Genomic DNA, 21,890 nt, shown 5'->3' on the forward strand with positions numbered 1-21,890 from the left:
GCTAATATAATGCCATTCCAACATATTATAAAAATTTTTTAATTATTGTAGAAGATTTATTAAATGGGAAAAACCAAGGATTTAATGACAACGTAAAAATGGGGAAGGTTTAATAGGTCAAACAAGAGGGTTTGTTGGAAATGTAGATTGCTAAAAAAAACAGTTAAAGAAATATCTAGAATTAGACTAGACTCAATTTTAGTGCTATAATTTACCTAACTTGTTTTGAACGATAATTATCACTAATTCTACGATTTATCCTCTTTTTAAACGATAATATTATATGTACTTCTTCTAACAAATTATCTAAGCCCTTCACTTTATATTATGTAAACTAAAAACTGAAATGAATATCTTGTTGCTCAAATGTATTATGTGAGGCAAGAACTTGCAGACATTTTAGCTTGCCATTCCTGTGTCAATTCCTTCTTTCTTTATAAATCACTAATACCTCTTTTAAATCCTTTTGTTCCATTTCACAAACTCATCCCATTACCCCTTTCGTATTTTAAAAGGACTGCTAGCTTTCGCTAACAGTCAACGAATTAACAACATGAATTTGATTGATTGGCTAGATTAATTCCACATACACCTGTTTCAGGTAACTTCAATTCCACGCGTTTTGATGCATCCTTATCGCCAGCTAAATAGGCTGTGATGGAACGGACTTGTTCGTAACCTGTAGCCATTAAAAATGTAGGTGCGCGTCCATAGCTTTTTGCACCAACAATATAAAAGTCCTTTTCAGGTTGTCGAAGTATTTCTTCACCATGCGCTCGTACTGTGCCACAGCTGTGTTCATTTGGGTCAATGAGCGGTGCTAATGCTTGCACGCTTTCTGTTACTGTATCAATTGAAAGACGTAGCTCACTGATCATTGTAAAATCAGGTCGGCTTCCGGCATTGACTATCAATTCATCGAAGCCTGTTAATACTTTTTGTTCACCATTGACAGTTCCAATAATATCAATACTCTCGCCTCTTTTCACTTGTGAAACATAGAAAGGCGTGATGACCTCCACCTTGCCTGTGTCTACTAATTCATGAATGCGAATCCCTAGCGTACCACGTGCCTCTAAAGCATCCTTTTCTTCACCACCATAGGCTTCCTCTACAGATTTTTTACGTATGATCCAAACAAGTTGAGTTGAAGGGTTTTCTTTTTGTAATTCGGCTAGCGATAATAACGTATTAATTGCTGAATGGCCACCCCCGATGACGGCAACCTTCTTATTTGCGTATTTCTCCACATTCATCTTAATATCTGGAATGCCATATTCGATATGGTTTGCTAATGCTTTTTCGGTTTTTAACCATACGCCTGCAGCATTTGCTGGGTTTGGATTTCCCCATGTACCTGTCGCATCAATAACGGCTCTTGCTTCAATGATATGCAAGTCATTTCCCTGTTCAACATATACCTGAAAGGCTTGATTGTCTCGATTTTGAGATTTCATTTTATCATTGAATTGCTTCGAAATCCCGACCGCTTTTGCGTTCAATTGAATGCTAGGTTTGATTTGTGCTAATTCGGCTAGTGGTTTTAAATAGAAGTCAATTAATTCATTTCCTGTCGGTAATGTGTCTAGATTTGGTTCTTGCCAGTTTGTTTCCTCTAATAAAGCTTTTGCAGCTTTATTAATGTTATATCTCCATGGTGAAAATAGTGTAACATGCCCCCAAGTGCGAATGTTATACGCGACTTCATTCCCTGCTTCTAGTAAAATAAACGCCTGTTTTTGCTCTACTAAATGAGCTGCTGTAGCTAAGCCGATTGGTCCGGCACCGATGATAACAATCGGTAAATGCTTATTGCGATCATTTAGAGTGATATGCTCTTCGATATTTTTGGCTTGAACCGTTGAACAACAAGAGCCAGTTGGTTGAATTATATTAAATGTTTTCATAAATAAATTCCCTTCTTCCTTTAAATTATAATATAAGCATTCCCTTATATATTGAATATTTTTTACGCCTAGCATTCAACTAGACGTAATACATGCCTTATTCTTAATAGCGTTCTTAGTTAAGTTCCTCTGTCACAAATCGCTCTATGCACATGCCAATAGCATCACGTACAGTTCGAAATACAGCCCACTTTTCTTCTTCTGTACCTGTCGCTTTTGCCGGGTCTTCAAAACCCCAATGCTCCCGACGAATATGTGGAGGTGTCATTGGACATTTATCAGCGGCATCCCCACATAACGTGACAACTAACGTCGCATTGTTTAATGTCTCAACATCAATTAAGTCGGATGTATGATTCGATAGATCAATATCGACCTCTGCCATCGCTTTTATGGCTTTCGGATTCACGCCATGTGCTTCAATACCGGCACTTTTTACCGTCCAATCGGAAGGCAATAACTTTCTTGCCCACCCTTCAGCCATTTGGCTACGGCAGGAGTTCCCTGTACATAAAAAATAAAGTGTATTTGTCATCATAATTGCTCCTTATAATCTACTAGTTTTAAAGTATTTTTTCTGCCAACGTAAAGCGACCCATACCAGACCAATGAGAACTGGTACTTCTACAAGTGGCCCAATAACAGCGGCAAACGCCACGCCACTATGCAATCCAAACACACCTACAGCTACGGCAATTGCTAGTTCAAAGTTGTTACTTGCAGCTGTAAATGAAAGCGCTGCTGTAACGGGATACGATGCACCTGCTTTACGAGAAGAAAAGAATGAAATAGCAAACATGACCACAAAATAAATAAACAATGGAATTGCTATTCGTACTACATCAAGTGGCAGTTCAACTAATTGTTCACCTTTCAAGGCAAACATCATGACAATCGTAAACAGAAGCGCGATTAAAGTTAGTGGTGAAATCTTCGGTGAGAACTTTTCTTCATACCACGCTTTCCCTTTTGTTTTCATTCCAATCCAACGTGTAAGGAAGCCTGCAGCGAACGGAATCCCTAAATAAATCAATACGCTCTTTGTAATTTCCCACATGGAAATCGCTACATGGAAGTTTTCTAAACCAAACCAACCAGGTAATACATTCAAGAAAAAGTACGCGAAAATCGAATAGGTCACAATTTGAAAAATGGAGTTAAAGGCAACTAAGCCAGCAACATATTCACGATCTCCACGCGCTAAATCATTCCACACAATCACCATAGCGATACAACGCGCTAAACCAATCATGATGAGTCCAGCCATGTACTCTGGATAATCGTGCAAGAAGATGATTGCTAAAAAGAACATGAGGAACGGACCAAGTAACCAGTTCTGAAAAAGTGATAATAAAAGCACTTTCCAGTCCTTAAACACGCGCCACATTTCTTCATATTTTACTTTCGCTAATGGTGGGTACATCATGACAATTAATCCTATGGCAATCGGTATGGATGTTGTACCAATCGACATGGACTCTAATGCTTTTCCGATATCAGGCATTGTCACACTTAATAAAACACCAATCCCCATTGCAACAAAAATCCAAAGCGTGAGATAACGATCTAGAAAAGAAAGTTGCTTTGTTAATGATTCATTACTCATTACTATTTCCCCCTACATGGCAACAATCTGTTTCACAATTGCATCCCGTTAAAGGCTGAATTTGCTCTAAAATCCCCTTCATCAATGGCGTTTGTTCCTCTACTAAACGATAATGTTTCCACGTTCCTACTTTTCGTTCCGTAATAATGCCTGCCTCCTTTAATTTTCGAAGATGTTGACTCACTGCTGGTTGTGATATCCCTAAAACATCCACAAAATCACATACACATACCTCCCCATTCTTCATACATGCAAGCAATTTAATCCGATTCAAATCAGCTGCTGCTTTTAGTTGTTTTTCAATTAGTGTGTTTTCCATCCTATTCGCACTCCTTATATAAGTATTTGCTTATATATAATTTTAAATAAAATCACCTATTTATCTAGGTGATTACATTTGTATATAACTATACACTTATATTATGCGAACTCGAAAGTAAATGCAATCGCTATTTCCTCATTTTTTAAAATTTATTTTTGTTACTACTTTGAAGCCTTTATATAAAAGCTCCCATCTTTTCACGAATGCTGTTCAATGTATGTGTCTTTATAATGCATACACAGAGAAAAAGACAGTGCGAATAAAACTTCACACCGTCTTACAAAATTTTTATTATACTTTGTTTTTTCATTTTGAATTACCTAATGTATCAATCTTTATAAGTAAATATGAGTATCTGCGAGTTCTTGTCTTTATACAACAAAAAACAAACTTCGATTGATTTCTTATCTACCCTTCTAATAGATAGTCCTGAAAATACTGTAAAGGTCTTGATGCGCCATCTTTAAAACTACTTGTAAAAACCGTTACCAATTGATAGTCAGGTGCGACAATAATATACTGTCCTTCATGTCCCATCGCCAAAAAAATTCTACCTACTTGATTGTCGGATGTTATGTTCCACCAATGATACGCGTATGCATAATGATCATCAGTTTTGACCTTTGGACTTGTAGATTCCTCAATCCAATGATATGGCACGATTTGTTTGGATTTCCATACACCATTTTTTAAATAAAGCGTACCGATTTTTAACATATCCACCGTTTTCATCGTTAATCCGAATCCACCAATGGCTATACCTTGGGAATCACAGTTCCACTTATAATCTGTTATGCCTAGAGGTGTAAATAAATGCTTTTTAGCGAAGGCTTCTATATGTAATCCAGTCGTCTTTTGTAAGATGGCACTTAATAATTGTGAAGAACCACAACTGTAGACCATTTCATTGCCCGGAGGATGGTCAATATCCTGCTGCAGTACATAATTGACCCAATTTTTGCTAGAGATCATACCACCATTACCCGACCAGTGTAATCCTGAAGTCATTGTCAGTAGATGCTTAATTGTAATTCTCTCATTTTCTTTATCTTTATTAAATTCTGGAAAGTAATGACTAATAGGCGTGTTAACATTTTCGATAAAGCCTTTGTCAATCGCAATGCCAATCAGTGCAGACAAGATGCTTTTTGTAACAGAATATATTTTATGCTGCCTTTCCTTCATTTTATTGTTTCGATAATATTCAAAAATCACCGTATTATTCTTCTGCACAAGGACACTATCAATTTTATCTTTTTTTATTATTTTTTCAAAATCGGTTAAAGATGTCATGCTCTTGGGAATCCTCCTTTATCCTTATTACTCATAAAACGATAAGTATCTTCGTTTTGAGAAAATAATCAAAACGGGGATATTTATTTTACAAAATTTACTTATGATTATTAGCAACTATAATAAATCGATGCTCATAGTTTAAAATATAGCCATTTACGGTTAACTCTTTATAGGCATTTAACAACTGAACAAAGTTTTCCTTTACATTAAACGCTGGGAATTCCCACTCAATTACTTTTATATAGTAAATTAAGGCTTTCATATTAAAAAACTTTTGATATGGAAAATATTCATCAGCAAACGTAATCTCAAAATCTCTTTTTTTAAAGTCAAGTAAAGTATTGCTCAAATTTAAGTTTCTATATTTTGCTTGAAAATCTGGAATAAGCATATTTGATAAGCGGTTTCCATTTTCCCCACCAACCTGTTGAGTAATGAATACACCGTTTGGCCTTAATACTCTTTTTACTTCATTAACATTAAATGATTCATTTTTTTATTTGTTATGTGGACGATACAGTTAACTGATAGATACTTAGGTTAAGCTCGATACAGACTCCATCAGATTTACTAACTGTATCGAGTAATTAATTCGTTTCATTATGAGTTCCCTTCTTATGGAATATGCCGTCAAGCTAATTGTAAAAATTATCAATTTATCTATCAATTTTACTATATCAAACTTTATTGCAAAACTGCAATAGGTAGGGTTTTTTTTAGCTCTCTTTCCTCCCTATTTAGCGATTCCTCGTTTTCATAACTCACTTCAGCCATTTGGCTCCCCAATACTGCAAAATCTCCTCTTCGTCATCTCCTTGTTAAGCGAAGATCGATACTTGCTATAGCCCAGAAGGTTTTGCAATCACGTCAGCTTGAACGTGTCCCGATACTTATATCCAAAATGTTGGGTAATTTCTATTGCTACGCATGTTATTGATTAACAATGCAAAGATTACGATAATGATGGAGCCAATTAAAACAGGAGAAAATAAATAACTCCAACTAAATGTTCCTAACATAACAACGAGTGGATCTACACCTGCTGGAGGATGGGTTGTTTTTGTTAACATCATCATTGCAATAGCTAAACCAACTGCAAGAGCAATCGCCCACGGCTCATTGCCAAATAGATGATATATAAGTAAACCAATGAATGTTGATACAAAATGACCACCAATTACATTTCGAGGTTGTGATAGCGGTGCATTCCAAACACCAAATACCAACACACAACTTGCGCCGAACGGGGCCATTAACCATTCAGTAGAAGTCATATTTGTTAAATAAATTAAAGTAACAATTGTTAGAAAACCACCCGTTAAACCTGTAAAGGAATCCTTTACATTAACTTGTAATGGAGTTCTTCCTTGTCCTCTCATTTTCGAAAAGTACCGATTACTGACTTTTTTTGTGCTTTCAGGATTGATTGCGGTTTCTCTACTCACTTGTATCCACTCCTCTTATTTACAATGTTATTCTACATAAATCAAACTAACTTGTAAAGTTTAATTTTAAGGGTTAGTTTAAATGACCAAAATAAAAGAACCAACTATAAAAGCTGATTCTTTAGCTATCTTCTAATCTTCTATGTTGAAATCTTGCCACTTTTTTTCTATTTCCACATATCTTCATTGAACACCATTTACGTCTCCCACTCACATCAATAAATAGAAGGACACACTCTGGATTGGAGCATCGTTGTAGAGAGAAAAGTTTCTTTTCTTTAATTAAAGTTAATATGTCAAAAGCAATTAACGATAAAAGGACATCCTCAATTTCTCCAATCGGAAAAGGAATTAATTTATGTTCTGACAATTTATATGTGAATGGTGCTTTTTCAATTTTCTTTTCTAAAATAGTGATAAATTTATTCGAAATTTGATGCTGATCTGCAATGTGTTCAAATTCTTTTCTTATAACCTTTCGCATTTCTAAAATATTTGATGTTACTTGGCTCAAACGCTCTTTAACTTTTATAAACAGCTGCTCATTCCAAAACGAATTATCCTCTTTTACCAGATAGAGCCAATCCAAGATATCTTCATTATTCATCAATAAATCATATCGTTGTCCCCATCTTACTACTTCAGTATTTACTAAATCTAATGAAATATTTCCAGATATCAGAGGGAATTTATTTGTTTCTTGCACATCCATCGCCCATTTCGTTGTTATAATTTAACCTCTTAAGCGATTAAGAATAGGTTATATGCTAATTATACTTTATTTGATGCAGAAAATAAAAAACACCCCTCTGGCTATAAATAACCCACGCTTTTAACCTACTATGAAATCCATCTATTGTGTCTAAAATATTCGCTTCAAATGCCAGATTAATATTTAAGATAGAGAGAGTATTTGATAAAGATAAGTGCTATTGCTACAAATATTCCAGCAATCCAGCTCAAATGGGCAATGTTTAAATATTGAATAATAATTCCTCCCAAAGCAGATCCCAGCATCATCCCAACATTCATTAATGCCGTATTAAAGCTCAACACAGTTTCAGCTGACTGCGGTTTTAATGATATTAAATAAAATTGCTTGGCTGGTGTTGTCGCCCACGTTGCTATTCCCCAAATAGCCAATGTGATAAATACACCTATGGTAGAATACTGCGTGAATGTTAGTAAAAATAAAGCAGCGATATGAACAGATAGACTGATAGATATCGTTCGATTTGGTCCCCATCTATCTACTGCATAACCTCCAAAGCGTGAACCAATAAAAGCAAATGAACCTAAAACGAATAATGCGATACTCGTCATCTTTATAGAAAAGTTAGCAGTATTACTTAACAATGGCGCAATGTAGGCAAATACCATAGTATATCCTAAGATCCAAAAAATCGTTGCCATTAAACCTGTAAAGATTCGTTTATCTTTTATAATTTCTAACTGTTGCTTAAATGGCAGTGATTGATTACCCTCAATAGGTGGTAATAATTTATAAAGCCCTACTAACAAAAGCACTGTACCAAGTGCAATAATAAGAAAAATGTAATACCAGTCAAAATAACTCGCTAAAAATGTTCCTAGAGGTACTCCAAGTACTAATGACACAGTAAAACCTGTAATAACCGTTGCCATAGCACCACCTTTTTTTTCGGGAGCTGCAATTTGAGCTGCATAATTAGTGGCAACGACAATATAAAGTCCTCCACTCATAGCCATAATGACCCTAGATAACATAAGAACAACAAAATTATAGCTGAAAAATGCAACTAAATTTCCTAATATAAATATGGCGAGAGCATATAAAATTACTTTTTTGCGGTTGAATTTAGATGTTAACATAACTAATACCAATGCACCAATAGCATAAGATAGAGAATAAATCGTGATTAACTGACCAGCTATTGCAATAGAAATATCTAATTCAATAGAGACCAGTTCTAAAATTCCAGAAACAATAAACTCTGCTGTTCCTGTTACAAAAGCTCCGAGAGCTAAAAGTATAATTGTCAGTTGATTTCTATTGTTTTTCATTTTATTTCCCCTCTCTTAATTTGAACATTGTATTTATTGTAAATCCCGTGTTAACATAAGTAAAATTGATGTTTTTAATTAAGGAGATGAGTAATTACTCATGAGCTTTGTGCGCTTTGAAATCATCGCGAAAGTAGTTGAGCTAGGAAGCTTTACAAAAGCCGCTGAAAAATTAAACATGACGCAATCAGCAGTAAGTCATGCTGTAGCGAGTCTAGAATCTGAATTAAATGTTTCGCTATTAATACGTGACCGTAAAAAAGGCATAGCACTTACAGAGGCGGGTCAAAAAGTCCTTCCTCATATTAGAGAAATATTAAAGAGAATGGAAAGTATCAATCAAGAAATTGCATTAGTAACCAATTTAGAAACTGGTAACATACGGATTGGCACATTTGCAAGTGCCTCATCCTGCTTATTACCTAAGTTACTTGCCAAATTTCAAAAGAAGCATCCTAAAATAGAATTTAAGTTTTACGAAGGAACTTACGAAGAAATTACACAATGGCTTAGCTCAGGAATTATTGATATTGGGTTTGTCGTAATAGGAAAATCAAATCCGAGCTTTGATTTGGTTCCTTTAATAAAAGACAAGATGGTGGTAGCTTATCACCCAGAGCATCGATTTCGTATCAAAGAAACCGTAGATATGGATGATTTAATAGAGGAATCTTTTATTATGCCAACAGGAATGTATCAATCTCACGTCGAAGCGTTATTCGAAGAAGCACAAATGAAACCTTCTATCCGTTTTGAGGTGCATGATTGTACTACGATTGCCAATATGGTGCAGGAAGGGCTTGGAATTACTATTGGCCCCGAACTATTTTTAAAGACCCAGCACAACATAAAAATTAGCCAGCTAAATATCGAAAACAGTCGTGAAGTTGCACTCGCTTGTTCATCTATTGAAAGTGCCTCTCCCGCAGTAAAGGAATTTCTCCGTGTAGCACAAAATGCTTTTGAATGAACAGTAACAAGCCAGTTTTACTACAATCATACTAGACATTACGCACTCTTTAGTACCTCACTTATTTTAGTTGTTTTCATTGAGCTAATTATTTGATTCACTACAAAGGGTAAAAAGTCATATTTAAAAACCAGGTGCTAAACCTGGTTTTTAGTAATGGATACGAGAGTTTGGCTTCTTTTTACTTTATTCTTAGTAAGTTAATGTAGCACAACAGCTAGCCATAAAGTAAGTCAGACTAGGAAATAAAGGATAATACAACGAACTTGATGACAAGTGAGAAAATGGCATTTTGTTCGATAGTCGTCATAGCTGCTTACGTTGAACAAATAGCTACTACACACCTCGCTTATTTCCCCAAATTAACGCATGCACTTGTGGTAGGACACGGACACGATTCAGTACAGTGGATGCTACTACTTGATCAATTAACCATTCGTACTTATTTAATAAGTGTCGGGATAATTGTTGCGCGTCTACCTCTTCTACATCATCATTCCCTACTTGCAAGAAAAAAGCGACTTCAGGATATCGTTGATGCACTTTTTCGGCATACTGAAAATCCTCTCGATCAAAAATTACTACCTTTAAGCTAGTCTGAGCTAGTCGTCCATTGATTGCTAATTGATCGATTATATAGTCTAACTTTTCCCAATTCGTTTTCATCTTGGAACTTGGGGGTTTAGGAGAAATCGTCAGGTCATTAATTTTTAAAAACCACTGCTGATACTGACTTCCTTGTGTTTCAAGCGCAACTTCAATTCCTTTTTCCAGCAGTAAATCGATAAAAATATCTAAAGCAGCCAACAGAGCTGGATTGCCACCTGAGATTGTGACATGATCAAATTGATTGCCACCGACTTCTTTTAATTGCTGCCAAATTTGGTCACTTGTCATTTGAACGATATCTGCTTTGGCGCTGCCATCCCATGTAAATGCTGAATCACACCATGTACAATGATAATCACAACCAGCTGTTCGAACAAACATCGTTTTTCTTCCTACCATCATGCCTTCCCCTTGAATTGTGGGACCAAATATCTCTAAGACAGGTATTTTACTCATGCTACATCCACTCCCTTCTTGCTTCTGCGTAACTGGTTGGTGTTTCAAATAATCGAACAAACTCCACGCGGCAATCATTTGGCAAAGAACGAACTGTTTCTTCCATTTGTTCAAAAATCCAGACAACCATATTCTCAGCAGTTGTGTTCATCTTTGGCAATGTTTCATTCAAATAACGATGATCGAGGAAGATTTCAATTTTGTCTTTCCAAATCTTTTTAATATCGGTGAAATCAATAACAAGCCCAATCTCATCAACAAAGCCACTGATTCCGAATACGACTTGATACGTATGGCCGTGAAGATTCTTGCACTTGCCCTCATAACAATGTAGATGATGTGCAGCATCAAAGGTGAACGATTTGCTGACCATCACTCGCTTCTGATGATAAGCTAATTGCTCTCTACGAATATCTTTATCTATTTTTTGCAATTCCTCAACAATACGAAACCCAAACATCATAGGTTCACCTGTTCTGTTATTTTTATCCATAAAAAAATCCCCTTTCCCATTTGAAAAAGAGCATTCTATACACCTCAACATACAAAAAACCATACCTAAGGCGCGGCATGGTTATCCTTAGTTTTTTATAGAGGGTGTAGCTAGAACCTCTCCTACCGATTTAGTAGATTTTATTTGTTACACGACTAGTAGTATAACATAATTTTATGACGATGTAATCCTTCTCGAATCGTTTTATTAGCAACCATTTGAACTACCCACCACCTAACTAGTTCCCCCGCAATTGCGCTGGATTGCTTAAAACTATTTTTTATCAGCTATGTTTTGTAAATAAAGCTTATTCGATTTATAGCCAAATAATAAATATGAAATGATTGTAAGCGGAATAAATAACCAAGCAAAACCTCGCATTAGTGCTAATGGTGTTTCAAATAGAAAGGAAAACCAGAATGATATGCCTGTCTTATCCCATAAACCAGGTGTAAAATAGAGTTCCTTTGGATTAATAAATGCCTTAAAATCCACGATATCTGTCAAATAAAAGACTACTAATAATGGTAAAAAACTCATGGCCAACTCAAAACTCATATTTGCATATCTTTTATACCTAGCAGCTTTTGAATTATTATCAGAAAAAATATCATCTCCAGCGGTATCACCTGTTTTTTTAAAGTACTGCATTCCTGAGCTTTTGGAGCCAGCGATATGCTGCCAGCCGCTATCCTCAAACATCGTACAATAGTCGATGAAATCCTCTTTTTTCTTAAATTTTCTGAAGTCAATTTTTATGGTTGCCGTTTCAGCCTTCTCACGTTTAAATTGATAACCAAAGAAAGTATTTTGCAAATGGTAACCGTTACTTGCCATTTGCTCTAGCCATTGTTCTTCCTTCTCAAAATTGATAAAGAATTTAAATTTATACATCTTCAACCTCTCCGTTTCCTAATGCTGTAGGCGGTAGCAATTTGTCAGTAATATAGGTGATATGCTTCATTCGTTCACAGTCTAGTCGCAGCAGTTCTATGCCCTTTTCTGTGATGACATACGTTTTTCTACGCTTATCCGTACTCTGTACTGTTTTTATTAATTGCTGTTTAAGTAAATTTTCAATTGCTCCATACATCGTACCCGCCGCAATCTTCACTCTTTGATTACTTAATTGCTCGACTTTTTGCATCATAATATAACCGTGAGCAGGTTCAAGTAAGGATAATAAAATATAATATGTTGTTTCCGTCAACGGTAAATGCTTATTTAAGTCCATATCATTCATCACTCCAATACTCAGTTCAACTATACATTTAAACTGTATAGTTGAATTGTATACAGTCTAACTGTATAAGTCAATAAAAAATTCCATTTCAAATATAAAAAAGAAATTTTACACTCAAATTCTCCTCAAAAATATCATCCATATTTCACATTTCAAATGTATATTATTCATGTAAAAAAGATTATAGATTATTAGGAGGCTTTATGAAGAATTTATACAATCGTTTTTGGCGATGGCATTTTTTCGCAGCACTATTTATGACTCCCCTGTTACTGACGTTAACAATCAGTGGCATCGGCTACCTCTTCTACACCGATGTAGAAAACAAGCTATATGCAGATTCTTACTTTGGCGACAGTAAAGAAACAACAAGCATTACCATCGATGAAGGAATCGAGCAGGCAAAGGCGGAATTTAGTGACTATGCTGTTCGTAAAGTAATCATTTTAGAAGAACCTTATAATACTCGTTTAACGATGATGGACAGTGAAGGCGAACAAAAGTATGTATTTTTAGATGGTAATTATCAAATAGTTGATAGTCAGGAGGCAAATTATACGTTTTCAAATATGATGCGAAATTTGCATAGCTCCTTATTTATAGGTGGAACGTTTGTCAATTACTTAGTGGAGCTAGCTGCATGCTGGGCTATTTTCCTGTTGCTTTCCGGTCTTTATATGACGTTTAGAAAAAAGATATGGCAGAAAGCACAAACAGAAACAACACGGCTTCGCTCTCGCAGATGGCACGCTATATTAGGAGTTATTATTACAATTCCAATGATTGCAATTATTTTTACAGGCTTGCCATGGTCAGCATTTATGGGAAATATTATTTATACGGCTGCCCAACAAAATCCATCTATTGGGATTCCTGAGTTGAAACAAAATCCACCATCATCGGATATCAATGAAATTCCTTGGGCTACTCGTAAAAATGAAATGCCCACTTCTCAAAATCATTCAGGACATGCCGGTCACGGTGGGCATGCAACTGTGACTGATTACACAAATGACTATGCACTATCCGTTAGTGAATTGATGGAACATATTGAAAATGAAAATATTTCTAAACCTTACTCTATTATTTTACCTAGCTCAGAAGAAGGTGTTTTTATAGTGGCTAAGGGGTCAAACACTGGTGTGACAGGTTTAGATGTACATCCAAAGGAAGAGGTAACAAATTATTTTGACCAATACAACGGCTCACTGATTTCTTCTGTCAGTTATGAGGAATATGGGATTTTAGGAAAATGGTTTACATGGGGTATCCCCCTTCATGAAGGACATTTATTTGGTTGGCCAAATAAAATAATAAATTTACTCGTCTGCCTAGCCTTTCTCTATTTGATGTACCTTGGATTCAAAACATGGTTATGGCGTAGACAAAAAGGGCTGATTTCTGCACCACCTATGGCAAAAGAAATTTCAATTCCATTTTGCATTTTCATGATTGTGCTCGGTATCATTATGCCACTCTTTGGTATTTCACTGATTTTAGTTGTTTTAATTGAGCTAGTGATTTGGTTCACTAAAAAAGGAAAAACAACGGCTCAAATTTCATGATATCTTAACAATAAATACAGCAAGTCCACTGCTAGCTTGGACTTGCTGTAGCATTTTTTATTCTTTCTCCACTAACCTTAATTTTTCATAGCCTTTGACAGCTAAAGAAAGAGTTTGCTGTTCATTCCATATACTATAAGGGAAAACTAAGCTAATGATTGTTTGTTGCTCCTCCTCTAAGTATTCAACATTTGCGCTATTGGCATAGAAAGATTCACCGTTGTCATTTACTAATGCTGTTTTAAAAATATCGTTTTCATTTTCAATTTGCTGATCGACTTTATAGGATATTTGCATGGAACCATTTGTTAATGCCGCTTGTTGTAACTCAAGACCTGGAACTATATTTCCTCCTACAAAAACTTGTGTTTCAACCGGTGGTGATGTTAAATCAAATGCCCACTTGCCATCCACCGAAATAATACTTCCATCCTTATTTAAGAAATGTATCGTTTCAATAACTAATTTAGCGCCATCTAACGAAGGTACAGCGACTCTATTAGAAACAGTCAGCATTTCCAATGTTGCGGCATGTTTTTTTACATTCTCTAATTTAAACTGAGCACCAGTAAAAATCCCCCGCCCTGCAATTGGCTTTGTATCGGATACTAAAGTATCTATTTCTTGACCTTCTATGTTATAAAGTCGATATTCCACATGCATATCATGTAAATCATCCATTTGTATATGCTCTGATTCAATGTTTAATTGTATAGCTAGTCGATAGGCATCTACAAAAAAGTGCTCTAGTGTAATCGTAATATCTTCTGATTGTTGTGATTGTGCCAGGTATTGTACATCTCCATAGTCACTTGCTAGGTCAATTCCAGGATCTTTTAAGCTGAAAAAGGTTTGTAATTTTGCTAGCACGGTATCATTTGTTAACATAATACCTGAAGCTAACACGATTGTTGCTACGGCAGCTGCCACAGGTTTAAACCATGCTGTTTTAGTTTTTTTCTTTGATAACTGACGAATTTGTTCATAGGATTGGTCAAAAGCTATGCGTACGGATTGCGGTAACTCTTGTTCTTTCTTCATTTCTTGCTGTAAGCGCTTCTCTACACTTTTGTTCATAGTGATTGTGCCTCCTCAACATAATAATTGTTTTTCAAATACTGCTTCGCTCTCGAAATTCTCGATTTAATTGTCCCTTCAGGTTCATGAAGCAATTCACTAATTTCCTTCGTTGTTAAACCGTTAACGTAATACAGTGTTAATGCAACACGATAATTCTCCTCTAAGCTATTCAACGCATCGTCTAGCTCGATTGGTAAACAATCTTGATGTATCAGTGCATTCAACGTTTCTGAATCAAGTGATACAACCTGCTTACGCTGCTTCATAAAACGATAGCAATTGTTCAATAAGATGCGACAAAGCCAAGTATTAAAATATTTTGCCTCTTTTAAAGTGCTTATTTTTTCAAATGCAGTTAAAACCGTCTCTTGCAATAAATCTGCTATATCTTCATCTTTTAGACCTAAAACCTTTGCCGTCCGATAAAGAATCAATTCATATTGTCGAATTAACTGTATAAATGCATCGCCATCTCCTTTTTGTGCTTTTTTGACTAGAAATTCAGACTCCATCTTTCACACCTCTTCTTTCCTTACATACCGTTAGAGCATTTTTAGTAGTGATTAGTTGCATGGGAGTTAAATATTTTTACAATAAGTGTAGTGGTGAATTTTACATCTAGCAGTTTTCATTCTACCGCTACAGAATAAGCTCTATCGTTCTTATTTCTCAATCCGTTATCTATTATAGTCCTCTTAATTCAGCAATAAAAAAAGAGATTTACACCAAAAATATTGGCGCAAATCTACTTTTGTTATTTCTTATCGAAAAGCTTATGTGTCAGCCCAATCAAGCCAGGCAATAAAATTGGCATTGCGATAAAGCTGAGGAATAATAACCCAATCAGTACAACTAGTGCCACTTGAATCAGTGTTAATACGCCAGAAGGAATTAACGCTGCAAATGTACCACCTAAAATCAATGCAGCGGATAGTACAACACCGCCAATGTGACGAGAGGCTTGCACGATTTGTGTTGCTGGATTGCCTTCTAGCTCATTGTAGCGCATCATTAGGAAAATACTATAATCCACACCTAATGCCACAATCATAATAAAGCTAAAGAACGGTACATTCCAGCTTAGTTGATCGATATTTAAAACATATGAACTAATGAGCTCACTCACACCGAGTGATGTGAAATACGCTAAAAGCAATGAGCCAACGATAAAGATGGAATGTGCAATCGAACGTGTAATCACCATTAACACAATCGCAATACCGATTAACATAATCGTTGCTGTACGTAAGAAATCCTGTTCAGAAACATTTTTTAAATCCACATTTTCAGAAGTTTTGCCACCTATAGCTACCTTTGCACCTTGTAAAATTGTGCCATCTAAAGCTGTATCTACTTGTTTCTTAATCTCTTGAACAATTGGCATCGCCTCTTGAGAATACGGATTGACCTCTAAAATAATCATCATTGTTGCGAATTCGCGGTTATCAGACATATACATATTTAAAGCTTGTTGGAAATCTTCGCTTTCCAGCACATCTTTTGTCACGTAAAATTTCTCTGAAGTTTCAGAGGTACTAAGACCGCTTAAATATTTTTGCGATTCTTGTAAACCATTACTTATTTGTTCGAGTCCTTCTGTGCTTTCTGAAAGACCTGCCTGCAATTGCCCCATCTTTTCTTGTAAATCCTGAAGCCCAGCTAATAATTGCTCTTGCCCTTGATGAATTTGCGTTACGCCTGTTTTTAATTCGCCCGTCTTGTTAGCGATTTGTTTTGAACCAGCCACACCTTCATTCAAGCCCTTTGTCAATTCATTTGACCCTTTTTGTAGCTGCGTGGCACCTGTTTCTATTTGACCTAAACCTGTTTCAACTTTATTTAAAGCACCATTCGCCTCTTTAAATGAAGTCATGGCAATTTGATGTTGCCCTGATAATTGCTGCAATTGACTTGAAAGTGCACTTAGTTGCTCTTGGGCAGATGCAGCGATGCCCAATGTTTGTTGGACGTTCACATCTTCGGTTAATTCGGGCTTTGCTTCAATTAAATTCGCCATGAGCCCTTCGATTTGCTGATAACCTGCCTTAGCGCCATCAATTGCTTGTGAAATACTATTAAAATGCTGTTCATATGCAGTTAAGCCATTTGCTAGCTGACTGTAGGCTGTATATAGCTGAGATGTTGCGCTCGAAAGATGCTTTATATTTTCATGCAATGCAGTTAAACCGCTTGCTATTTCTTCAGCACCTAGCGCCCCACTATGAATACCTAATGTCAACTCATTCATCGCATTATTTAATGCAGATACACCGTTTTCTACTTCGCTTGTGCCATCAATTAGCTTTTGCACATTAGCTAAATCATTTGAATCGCTCCCTGCCATTTGTTCTTTTGCAGAAGTTAGTCCTTCGGTGATTGTGCCAATACCGCTATCAGCATCACCTAAACCTGTGTTCAATTCATTTGCTTGGTCATTCATATAAAGCTCTTTAATTTTATCTCCTGCTGGACGAGTAGGTGCATACACTTCTGACACACCTTCTATTTTTGAAATTTTATCAGCCAGCTCATCTAATGCTTGTAAAGAGCTTACTTCATCCAATTTTTGATCAGCTTGAATGACCAATGTTGCTGGAGAAGAAAAGCCTGGTGAAAAGTGTGCTTCAATGATGTTAATGCCTTGCTTCGATTCGTATTTATCATCCACTTCCCATAAATCGTTGAAGTTCAATGTATTTGAATAACTAAGTATAAAAGGAATGGATATAACAAATACAAAGATGACAGCGAGCAATGGTCTAAATGCTGCGCTTTTCGCAAGAAAGCCCCATAAACGACTATCACCATGTCCTTTAAATGTTTTAACAGGATAAAACATCGTTTTACCTAACAGTGCCATAAAGAAAGGATTTAATGTCATCAATACAAGCAAGAGCACTGCCACGCCAATGGCCACTGCGGAAGTCGCTTGATACAATTTAAAATTCGCTAAAATGAGTGAAGCAAAACCAATTAACACAGCGATTCCGCTGTATATCACGGTTTTCCCTGCAAATTTAAATGTCGCCTTTGTCGCCAAATAGGCATTTTCCTGACTGCTTAACTCCTCTTTAAAACGTGTATATAATAAAATATTGTAGTCTGTTCCAATACCAAACAACACAACAACTAAAAATACTTGTGTAAAGTTGGAAAAAGGGAAATTGAATTTATCAACAATTTGTGCGATGACGCCCATTGATACTAAATAAGAAACACCAACCGTTACAAGAGAAATAATCGGTACAATTGGTGAACGGAATACAAGAACTAATACGACAAGAATAAAGATGACAGCGATGATTTCCGTCTTCTGTACACCTTCTTGTGTAGAATTCATAAAGTCCGTTCCTACTAATTCGCTTCCAGTTAAATAGGTTTGAACATCTGTTATTTTAATGATTTCATTTAGCCAATCCGCAACCTCTACGATTTCTCCTTGCACTCGATCAACAGAGATTTGTGTCAAAATAGTCGTGCCATCTTTAGCAACGAGCTGCTCCTCCATTTCTTCTCCATCTAAATGCGAAACCATTTCCGTAATGCCAAGTTGCTGTTGTTTATCCTGCAACTCATTGACAGCAGCAGCAATCGCCTCTTTCTGCTCCTTTGATAAAGCTGCATCATTGCCACTGTGAAAGACTGCTATAATGCCATAGGTGTCGCCACTTTTTGCATTCATCTCCTTAATCATCTCATTCGCAATCGCACTTTGCTCTGTTTCAGGAATGGTAATCTGTCCTTTTTCCTTAATTAACTTATCCATATCAGGCATTGTAAAGAGCACAACAACTGTGACCAGTATCCATAATATAAAGGACAGACTTCTCCAATTTTTTAGTTTTTGCATTTGTTATCACCTTTCTTAAATACAGGAATGAATATTCATTCCGTTTGTAGTAAAGCTATCGAATCAAATGATTCGAACAGCATTCCAGCAACTTTCTTCTAACTCTTCCAGTAGCTGTCCTGTATTCTCCAAAGCTCCTGCTTGCTCCATTTTAAATAGCATAATAAATGCGCCATAAACAATTGCAATTAAAGCATTGGATGGTAGCTGGCGAATTGCCCCTCGCTCTTGCCCCTTCTCTATAGCGCCTATAATAAAAGCAAGGAAGTCATCGTACACTTTGTTACTTTCCTCATTAAGATAATAGCCCATACAGTGCGAGTCAATAAAAAGTAAAGCATATGGATTATGCTTAGCAAATTGGAACATGCGGTAGAAAATATGTGAAAACTGTTCACGCACATCTCCACTGTTTCCTGGAAATTCACTATTTAATATATCGGAAAACTGTGTTACACATTTGACAAATAAAGAATTCACAAGCGATTCTTTATTATCAAAATAGCGATAAATCGTCCCAGCCCCCACCTTCGCTTTGTCAGCTATCATCGGAATTGTTGTCCCATCATAGCCACGCTCCGCGAACAATTGCATAGCCGCTTCAAGAATATCTTCCTGCTTATTTTTAGACATTTTTCTCACCTCATATAGGAATGAATGTTCATTCCTATATGATTATATCTTATTTTAATTAAAAATAAAATCATAATTCCTACTTAATTTTTAAAATTATTTTCCCTTTCGCCCTTCCTGCCTCTGAGTATTCCATTGCTTTTTGTGCATCTTCAAAGGGGAAAACACGATCAATGACAGGCTTAATTTGACCTAACTCAATAAAGTTGGCAATTGTGCGCAATTGCTCACCGCTTGGTTTCATAAATAAAAATGTATATTGCACATCATGCTTTCTTTCAAGTGCAGTCAATTTACTACTTACTGCTGCAAACAACAATCTTTTCAAGAATCCTAAGCCATATTCTTTAGCAAAACGAGCATTTGGCAAGCCCGAAACAGAAACAACTTTCCCACCAGCTTTTAGAATATTGAAAGATTTTTCAAGTGTTTTTCCTCCGATTGTATCAAATACAGCATCATAATCTTGCAATATATCCTCAAATTGTTCCGTCTTGTAATTGATAATTTCATCGGCACCAAGAGATTTTACTAAATTCGCACCAGCATCACTCGTAGTTGTCGCAACAGTAGCCCCCATTATTTTTGCCAGTTGAATAGCAAAAGTACCAACACCACCCGCTCCTGCTTGAATCAAAATCTTTTGGCCTTTTTGTAACTGCATGATGTCATATAAAGCTTGATATGTGGTTAAGCCAACTAATGGAATCGAAGCTGCTTCCTCAAAGCTCAAATTTTTAGGCTTTAGCGCAATATCATTTTCATGAACGGCAATATATTCCGCAAAAGTACCAATCTTACTCTTGCGTGGGCGTGCATAGATTTCATCTCCCACTTTAAAACGTGTCACCTTTGCGCCAACCTTTGCCACAACACCAGCAAAATCATTCCCAAGGATGAGAGGCATCTTATATTTAACTAACATTTTTACTTTTCCATCGCGTATTTTAAAATCAACAGGATTAATGCTTGCTGCATGAATTTCTGCCAGCACCTCATAATCCCCAATTTCAGGTACAGGTACCTCTGCCAAACGCATTGGCACTTTCCCGTATTGCTCAATAACCATCGCTTTCATTTTCTCTACCTCCAATAATTTTAATAATTTTTTTGCATGAACTCTTCAATATGTTGCACAAGTGTTTTTAATGAACCTAATTCTGAACGGACATTAATGTAATAAAAATTTTTTGTACCTTCTTTACGCATTAAAATCACCCCAGCTTCGCGTAAAATCTTCAGATGATGCGACACAGCAGGTCGAGAAAGATGTGTTTGCTCAGTAATTTCTCCTACACGTAGCCCTGTTTGACAATCCGTCCCCATTAAAACTAATAAGATAGCCTGCCGTGTTTCATCGCCAATTGCTAACAATACCTTTTGACAATTAATAAAATCCTCTTTAATAGCATTCAGTTGTTCCTGCTTATTCATTTAATCAAACACCTCCGTTCATTCGTTTAAGTTGATAAACCATTTATCGAATATAACGATATACTATTTTTAAATGTGGTGCAATATTGAGAAAGCAAATCGAGACGAATGAAATCTGGGCATTGTTTGATTACAAGCTTACATAAAAAATCCTTTATAACGGCTTGGTTATGATGAATAATACCAAGCCAATATAAAGGACAAATCGTATGGATAAATATAAATACATTTAGTTACGAAAAATCAAAGGAGATAGTTTTCTAATCTCTGTTGCATGTGTCAAAGGTTATATTCGCAAAATGGATATTCACTACTTCCGTTTTGATGTTAACCTTTGAAAAATACGAATAATTAAACTAATAATTAAAATAAGCAAACCTATTATCCCAATAATTGCTGCCATAAAACTGTAATCTAAAGACATGAGTAAGATATAGAAAATCATGAGTATACCTACTAATAAAGTTGGTTTTTTTATGCTCTTTTGTTCTTGATTTCTTTCGAGATAAGCAACTACAAATAGGAATAAAGTAGAGAGCAACAGGGGTAGGTATTTTAAATCCAAGAAGTTCACCTCACTTTTTAACTTGATTCAGCAATGTTTACTGCGCGGAAGCAGGTCGACAGCGGCATTGTTTTTGTATCGAAAGCAAATATTTTCTGTGCGAAAGCGAAGCGACAGCAACAAATATTTTCTGTGCGAAAGCGAAGCGACAGCAACAAATGTTTTCTGTGCGAAAGCGAAGCGACAGATACAGAAGTCCCCCACTTCCATAAGTGGCGGAATGAATGCCAGAAAAGTAATGGAATCAGAGGGAGTTCCAAACTACCTACTGATTCAAGTTAAGCCTCCGACGCAATTGCGCCTCGGCATAATTGATTTTAATGATCTTTCTCTAGGGTGCGATGGCAAAATAGCATTATGTAATTCTTGTGAT

22 protein-coding genes and 1 riboswitch are annotated in these 21,890 nt (G+C 36.1%); of the genes, 3 read left to right on the forward strand and 19 right to left on the reverse strand.

Features of this window, described 5'->3' with window-relative positions; translation table 11 throughout:
- Positions 1-545 precede the first annotated feature (545 nt).
- The 9 genes from C9J34_RS08360 to C9J34_RS08400 form a co-directional block, all read right to left on the reverse strand.
- Positions 546-1,907 (reverse strand): NAD(P)-binding domain-containing protein, encoded by a 1,362-nt coding sequence (locus C9J34_RS08360; protein ID WP_107839408.1) that lies wholly within the window; start codon positions 1,905-1,907, stop codon positions 546-548.
- 115 nt (positions 1,908-2,022) lie between these two features.
- On the reverse strand, positions 2,023-2,445 hold the full coding sequence (gene arsC / locus C9J34_RS08365; protein ID WP_107839409.1) for an arsenate reductase (thioredoxin): 423 nt from the start codon (positions 2,443-2,445) through the stop codon (positions 2,023-2,025).
- Positions 2,446-2,454: 9 nt separating this feature from the next.
- Positions 2,455-3,513 (reverse strand): ACR3 family arsenite efflux transporter, encoded by a 1,059-nt coding sequence (gene arsB / locus C9J34_RS08370; RefSeq protein ID WP_107839410.1) that lies wholly within the window; start codon positions 3,511-3,513, stop codon positions 2,455-2,457.
- Positions 3,506-3,832 carry an ArsR/SmtB family transcription factor gene (locus tag C9J34_RS08375; RefSeq protein WP_107839411.1) on the reverse strand — a complete coding sequence of 109 codons (327 nt, stop codon included), beginning with the start codon at positions 3,830-3,832 and terminating at the stop codon, positions 3,506-3,508. The genes arsB and C9J34_RS08375 overlap by 8 nt, the downstream gene beginning before the upstream one ends.
- 411 nt (positions 3,833-4,243) lie before the next feature.
- A complete protein-coding gene (locus C9J34_RS08380; RefSeq protein ID WP_107839412.1) occupies positions 4,244-5,128 on the reverse strand; it encodes a serine hydrolase domain-containing protein in 885 nt (294 codons plus the stop codon).
- A 97-nt stretch (positions 5,129-5,225) separates the two neighbouring features.
- Positions 5,226-5,522 carry a hypothetical protein gene (locus tag C9J34_RS08385; protein ID WP_107839413.1) on the reverse strand — a complete coding sequence of 99 codons (297 nt, stop codon included), beginning with the start codon at positions 5,520-5,522 and terminating at the stop codon, positions 5,226-5,228.
- 499 nt (positions 5,523-6,021) lie between these two features.
- Positions 6,022-6,576 carry an HPP family protein gene (locus C9J34_RS08390; RefSeq protein WP_238600607.1) on the reverse strand — a complete coding sequence of 185 codons (555 nt, stop codon included), beginning with the start codon at positions 6,574-6,576 and terminating at the stop codon, positions 6,022-6,024.
- A gap of 121 nt (positions 6,577-6,697) precedes the next feature.
- Positions 6,698-7,282, reverse strand: coding sequence for a CGNR zinc finger domain-containing protein (locus tag C9J34_RS08395; RefSeq protein WP_107839428.1), 585 nt, complete (start codon positions 7,280-7,282; stop codon positions 6,698-6,700).
- A 182-nt stretch (positions 7,283-7,464) separates the two neighbouring features.
- The gene (locus C9J34_RS08400) at positions 7,465-8,619 is read right to left on the reverse strand and encodes an MFS transporter (RefSeq protein ID WP_107839414.1); all 1,155 of its coding nucleotides are present in this window, start codon (positions 8,617-8,619) and stop codon (positions 7,465-7,467) included.
- Between the two features lie 100 nt (positions 8,620-8,719).
- On the opposite strand from C9J34_RS08400, the gene C9J34_RS08405 reads away from it, so the two are divergent.
- Positions 8,720-9,589, forward strand: a complete 870-nt coding sequence (locus C9J34_RS08405; protein ID WP_107839415.1) for a LysR family transcriptional regulator — start codon at positions 8,720-8,722, stop codon at positions 9,587-9,589.
- Between the two features lie 336 nt (positions 9,590-9,925).
- Here C9J34_RS08405 and queE read toward each other — a convergent pair whose 3' ends face one another.
- The 4 genes from queE to C9J34_RS08430 all read right to left on the reverse strand — a co-directional run bounded on the left by queE (position 9,926) and on the right by C9J34_RS08430 (position 12,381).
- The gene (gene queE / locus C9J34_RS08415; RefSeq protein ID WP_107839416.1) at positions 9,926-10,654 is read right to left on the reverse strand and encodes a 7-carboxy-7-deazaguanine synthase QueE; all 729 of its coding nucleotides are present in this window, start codon (positions 10,652-10,654) and stop codon (positions 9,926-9,928) included.
- Position 10,655: 1 nt separating this feature from the next.
- The gene (gene queD / locus C9J34_RS08420; protein ID WP_107839430.1) at positions 10,656-11,114 is read right to left on the reverse strand and encodes a 6-carboxytetrahydropterin synthase QueD; all 459 of its coding nucleotides are present in this window, start codon (positions 11,112-11,114) and stop codon (positions 10,656-10,658) included.
- A 114-nt stretch (positions 11,115-11,228) separates the two neighbouring features.
- Positions 11,229-11,273, reverse strand: a riboswitch (PreQ1 riboswitch).
- Positions 11,274-11,420: 147 nt separating this feature from the next.
- Positions 11,421-12,041, reverse strand: a complete 621-nt coding sequence (locus tag C9J34_RS08425) for a DUF2812 domain-containing protein (RefSeq protein WP_107839417.1) — start codon at positions 12,039-12,041, stop codon at positions 11,421-11,423.
- Positions 12,034-12,381, reverse strand: a complete 348-nt coding sequence (locus tag C9J34_RS08430; RefSeq protein WP_107839418.1) for a PadR family transcriptional regulator — start codon at positions 12,379-12,381, stop codon at positions 12,034-12,036. The genes C9J34_RS08425 and C9J34_RS08430 overlap by 8 nt, the downstream gene beginning before the upstream one ends.
- A 212-nt stretch (positions 12,382-12,593) precedes the next feature.
- Here C9J34_RS08430 and C9J34_RS08435 point away from each other — a divergent pair, with 212 nt between their 5' ends.
- Positions 12,594-13,955: a PepSY-associated TM helix domain-containing protein gene (locus C9J34_RS08435; RefSeq protein WP_107839419.1), complete on the forward strand. Its 1,362-nt coding sequence runs from the start codon at positions 12,594-12,596 to the stop codon at positions 13,953-13,955.
- A gap of 57 nt (positions 13,956-14,012) precedes the next feature.
- On the opposite strand, the gene C9J34_RS08440 is transcribed toward C9J34_RS08435, so the two are convergent.
- The 6 genes from C9J34_RS08440 to C9J34_RS08465 form a co-directional block, all read right to left on the reverse strand.
- Complete coding sequence (locus C9J34_RS08440; RefSeq protein WP_107839420.1) at positions 14,013-15,032, reverse strand: DUF4179 domain-containing protein; 1,020 nt, start codon at positions 15,030-15,032, stop codon at positions 14,013-14,015.
- Complete coding sequence (locus C9J34_RS08445) at positions 15,029-15,547, reverse strand: sigma-70 family RNA polymerase sigma factor (protein ID WP_107839421.1); 519 nt, start codon at positions 15,545-15,547, stop codon at positions 15,029-15,031. The genes C9J34_RS08440 and C9J34_RS08445 overlap by 4 nt, the downstream gene beginning before the upstream one ends.
- Positions 15,548-15,789: 242 nt before the next feature.
- Positions 15,790-18,885: an MMPL family transporter gene (locus C9J34_RS08450; protein WP_107839422.1), complete on the reverse strand. Its 3,096-nt coding sequence runs from the start codon at positions 18,883-18,885 to the stop codon at positions 15,790-15,792.
- A 63-nt stretch (positions 18,886-18,948) separates the two neighbouring features.
- The gene (locus C9J34_RS08455; protein ID WP_107839423.1) at positions 18,949-19,518 is read right to left on the reverse strand and encodes a TetR/AcrR family transcriptional regulator; all 570 of its coding nucleotides are present in this window, start codon (positions 19,516-19,518) and stop codon (positions 18,949-18,951) included.
- A 79-nt stretch (positions 19,519-19,597) separates the two neighbouring features.
- A complete protein-coding gene (locus C9J34_RS08460; RefSeq protein ID WP_107839424.1) occupies positions 19,598-20,596 on the reverse strand; it encodes an NADP-dependent oxidoreductase in 999 nt (332 codons plus the stop codon).
- A gap of 20 nt (positions 20,597-20,616) precedes the next feature.
- Positions 20,617-20,952: an ArsR/SmtB family transcription factor gene (locus C9J34_RS08465; protein WP_107839425.1), complete on the reverse strand. Its 336-nt coding sequence runs from the start codon at positions 20,950-20,952 to the stop codon at positions 20,617-20,619.
- A 638-nt stretch (positions 20,953-21,590) separates the two neighbouring features.
- Here C9J34_RS08465 and C9J34_RS22345 point away from each other — a divergent pair.
- Positions 21,591-21,890, forward strand: a 300-nt coding sequence (locus C9J34_RS22345) for a hypothetical protein (RefSeq protein ID WP_238600608.1), incomplete at its 3' end; no start/stop codon positions are given.

Origin of the sequence: Metasolibacillus meyeri (genome assembly GCF_003049505.1) — a bacterium.
Lineage (GTDB): Bacteria > Bacillota > Bacilli > Bacillales_A > Planococcaceae > Metasolibacillus > Metasolibacillus meyeri.